Annotated in this window: 3 protein-coding genes; all 3 read left to right on the forward strand. The window is 41.7% G+C overall.

Going from position 1 to position 4,516, the window contains the following annotated elements; translation table 11 throughout:
• Window positions 1-99 precede the first annotated feature (99 nt).
• Window positions 100-1,284, forward strand: coding sequence for a methyltransferase (locus A9239_RS07590; RefSeq protein ID WP_048155005.1), 1,185 nt, complete (start codon window positions 100-102; stop codon window positions 1,282-1,284).
• A gap of 63 nt (window positions 1,285-1,347) precedes the next feature.
• A complete protein-coding gene (locus A9239_RS07595; RefSeq protein ID WP_048123053.1) occupies window positions 1,348-3,069 on the forward strand; it encodes an ABC transporter ATP-binding protein in 1,722 nt (573 codons plus the stop codon).
• 404 nt (window positions 3,070-3,473) lie between these two features.
• Window positions 3,474-4,511: a PKD domain-containing protein gene (locus tag A9239_RS18190; RefSeq protein WP_255361922.1), complete on the forward strand. Its 1,038-nt coding sequence runs from the start codon at window positions 3,474-3,476 to the stop codon at window positions 4,509-4,511.
• The last annotated feature ends 5 nt before the right edge of the window (window positions 4,512-4,516 follow it).

Below are 4,516 nucleotides of genomic sequence, written 5' to 3' on the forward strand. Positions count from 1 at the left end.
TTCCAATTTATTTCCAATTTATTTCCAATTAATTTCCAATTAACTTCCAATTTATTTCCAATTGGTTTACGAAAAAAAAAGCGTAAAAGGAGATTGAACATGAAAGTAAAGAACGAGCTAATGGACACTCCGGCTGTGGGTGTAGACCGTTTCGTCAAGACCATGGAAAACTCGACCAGGGGACTGAAAGAGTACAGGTTGATCTTTACAGCTCTTGAACTTGAGGTGTTTGAAGCTCTGAAAACCCCCTTTCAGGCAGGTGAACTTGCCGAAAAAATAGGGCTCGATCCGGTGTTAACTCCCCATTTCTGCGAAGCTCTTGTCAGTCTCGGGCTTTTGGACAGGTTTGAGGAGATCGTTGAGGAAGAGATGACGGAAAAAGAGGGAGAAGAAAAAGAGGGAGAAGAAAAAGAGGGAGAAGAAAAAGAGGGAGAAGAAAAAGAGGGAGAAGAAAAAGTTGAAAAAAGCACGTTTTTGCCCAGGTATGTGAATTCGGAACTTACCGCTACATATCTCCTTAAAGAAAGTCAGTTTTCCCAGCAGCAATACCTTTCCGAAATGTCCAGGAACGCTGTACTCTGGGCCCGTTTGCCCGAGCTTATGAAGAATGGGCCTGTAGTTGTCGATAAAGGTCCCTTTTTCTGGGAGATTATCAGTTGCATGGCTGAAAACACCCGCTGTGGACTGCTCCAGGAAACCGTCAGGACGGTTATGGAAAACGTTGATTTAGGAAAGGTTCGAAAACTTCTGGACATGGGAGGAGGGCACGGGCTCTATTCTATTGCTTTTGCTAAAATGAACGAGCAGCTAAAAGCTTTTGTATTTGACCTTCCCCAGGTAACCATAAAGACGAAGCAATACATTGAAAAATACGGGGCTTCCAATGTGAACGTAATTCCCGGTGATTTCTTTAAAGATGAACTCGGAACCGGGTACGACCTTATATTCTCATCCTTTAACCCTGGTGGCAAGGCTCCCGAACTTATTCCTAAAATTGCTTCAGCCCTGAACGATGGTGGGGTTTTCGTAACTCTGCAGGTCCCGGATGAAAATACGAAATCAGACCCTCTCTTCAGCCTGGACTGGAACCTTTGGACCTTTGAAGACACAAAGAAAGGTAGTACAGGATACTGCTTCGAAAATAGCGTGCCCTTCAATGAATATATCGGGATGCTGGGAGACTACGGACTTGAAGTCTTCAGGACCCTGGACATGAAAGAGGGGTCAAGAATGGTTTTTGCAAAAAAAGCAGGAGTGAACTCAGGGGCGGATGAACAGGAGTAAGAGCCTGATATTGAGTGGATTATTGAGAGGGAAAAAAGTCAGGGACGAAAAAGGGTTATGATTATGAATCTGCTTAAAATCAATGATCTTAAATGCCACTATCTAACTGACGTTGATACCATTAAGGCTGTTGATGGTATTTCTTTTGAGATTAAAGAAGGAGAAATTCTGGGTATTGTTGGAGAATCCGGCAGTGGTAAGACCACCGTTGCCCTCGTGATTATGGGGCTATTACCGGAAAATACAGCTATTTCCGGGGAAATTCTTTACAGGGATGAGCTAATCTCATCTTTGCCTGAACCTGAAATGAACAAATTCAGATGGAAGGATATTGCAATAGTTTTTCAGAATAGCCTTGAGGTGCTGAACCCTGTTATGAAAGTGGGCATTCAGGCAATGGAACCGATGATAAAGCACCTTGATATCAGCCCTGAGAAAGCACAGAGTAAATGTGCGGATCTGTTCAGGACGGTTGGCCTTGATCCTAAATGGATGGATTCATATCCGCATCAGCTATCCGGAGGTATGAGGCAGAGGGTTCTTCTGGCGATGGCTCTTTCATGCGACCCGAAATTGCTGATTCTCGATGAAGTTACTTCTTCCCTTGATGCATTTACCCGTAAGGAAATCAGAGACCTTCTTGTCGACCTTCAGAAGAATAACAGGTATACGATGTTAATGATCTCTCATGATATCACTTTTGTATCTTCTGTGGCATCCAGGATTGCTGTTATGTATTCAGGAAGGGTTGTTGAAACCGGGCCTGTAAGGGATATTCTTGTATCTCCCCGTCATCCTTATACAAGGGGCCTTGTCCACTCGACCCCGGATATTTTTGTTTATAAAGATTTATGGGGAATTCCCGGCGATGCACCTGCAGGGGACGGATTTAAGGGCTGTCCTTTCAGCCCGAGATGTACACAAAAAATCGATATCTGCAGTAAAGTTTCCCCGGTTCTGACGCCGATAGGAGATGGAAGGGAAATTGCATGCCATAGAGGAGGTATAGCAGACGTTCTGGTGGCTAAAAACCTGCGTTTCAGATATCGTCTACCTAATAAAGAATATCTTCAGGCAGTTGATAATGTTAATCTGGAAGTGAGGGAAGGAGAGGTTCTTGCAATTGTCGGCCAGACTGGTTCGGGAAAGTCAACACTTGCACATATCCTTGCAAATGTAATTAGGCCCGAGTGTGGAGAGGTATTGTTTATGGGCAGGAATGTTGTCGGGGAAAGCTATGGAAGCAGGTTCAATGGCATTCAAATAGTATTCCAGGACCCATTCAATTCAACCAGCAACAGGTTTACTGTGCTTGATGCAATCAAGGAGCCTCTTTATATCAATAATATCGGGTCCAATGGAGATAGACTGCAAATGGTTAAAAGTGCCCTTGAACTTGTTCGTCTTCCCAGTACTGACAATTTCCTCAGCAAATATTGCGGTGAACTCAGCGGCGGGCAGAGGCAGAGAGTTGCACTTGCAAGAGCAATGGTTATGGAACCAAAACTTCTTATTGCCGATGAGATAACGTCGGCTCTGGATGTTTCAACCTCTGCAAATATATTGCGTCTGCTAAAGGGCCTTCAGAACAGGAGAGGGTTTGCAATGATATATATTTCACATGATCTTTCCCTGACACTGAAGATTGCTGACAGGATAGCCGTTATGAATTCCGGAAAGATTGTCGAGATGGGGAATTCCCACGACGTTATGCTCTCACCTTCTGATGAGTACACAAAAAGACTTGTGGGTTCAAGAATCGGACTGTGCTGTCATACTCATTAAGAATCATGATCTTTATTCGTATTTACAATTCGTAAATCGGTACAGTTTATTACATTGGGAGCACAGAGTGTCACGAATACCTCGTTCTTTACAGGCTGTTCAGCAATTATTGGTAGTAATAAAAAGTGCTAAAAAAAACAAATAAGATCTTTAAATCAAAAAAGAAGGGGTTCTTTTATTACTGAAGGTAATTGTCGGACAGCTTGTAAGATAGCGTCGTAAAAGTTCAAGATTACCTATAACTTGGTCAATTTTCACGGCATAATTATTAAATTATTTATTCTGTTATAAATTTGTAGAATTGAAGCTCGATGGCTATACATGATTGATTAGAAACTCCAGATCTTTACGACTCTCTCATCACTATATCCAAAATTTAATATATCCTTTAACACAGTTAAGATATGAAGTCCTTACCAATCTTTTTAATACTCATTTTCTTTCTCACGTCTACTGCTTCTGCAACAGTTACTGTATTCCCAACCCCTCTTGGTGCAGGAAATCCTCCAGCAACAGCCCGGGTAAACTGCTCCTGCGGGAATAGTTATATTGATTATACAGCGGTAGCAGTTTCAAGTGATCCACGAACAGTACAATTTAAGGATCTCTCAAAAGGTAATGAGACATATGTCAGATGGAACTTTGGAGATGGAACCTCTCTCGAAGGCACAAATATTACTCCATCACTAAAAAATCCGGTACATACGTTTTCAAAGAATGGCTATTATATTAGTTGTATGACCACCAGGAATAGTTGTTGTGGTCAGAAGTTATGGGTTCATATGACTATTATTATTACTGACGAAAACACGACAGTGCCTTTTAAAGCTCCAATTGCTACTTTTTCGGCAGCTCCAACTTCAGGAGAAGCTCCACTAAAGGTTCAGTTTACTGACAAAAGTACACCATTTCCATATACTGATAAGAATACAGGAATTTCAACTTCATGGAAATGGAGTTTTGGAGATAGCACATATTCAACAGTTCAATATCCTGCACACACTTACAGTAAAGCAGGGAACTATACTGTCAGCTTAACAGTAAAAAATGCTATGGGTAGTGACACTAAAACAATAAAGAACTATATTGTTGCAAACGAGTTGAAAGCTCCAGTTGCTGCTTTTTCGGCATCCCAAACTTCAGGGAAAGCACCTTTAACTGTAAAATTTACTGACAAGAGCGCAGGATCACCAGCTTCATGGAAATGGAGCTTTGGAGACGGTTCAAGTTCATTCGCTCAGAATCCAACGCATAAGTATTCAAAAGCAGGAAAATATACCGTTAGCTTAACAGTCAAGAATGCTAGAGGCAGTAATACAGTAACAAAAACATACTATATAACAGTGATAGATAAACCTACTGCTGCATTCTCTGCGTCTCCACCTTCAGGAAAAACACCTTTAACTGTAAAATTTACTGACACGAGCACAGGCTTTCACTAAAACTC

It is taken from the genome of Methanosarcina sp. A14, assembly GCF_001729375.1.
GTDB lineage: Archaea > Halobacteriota > Methanosarcinia > Methanosarcinales > Methanosarcinaceae > Methanosarcina > Methanosarcina barkeri.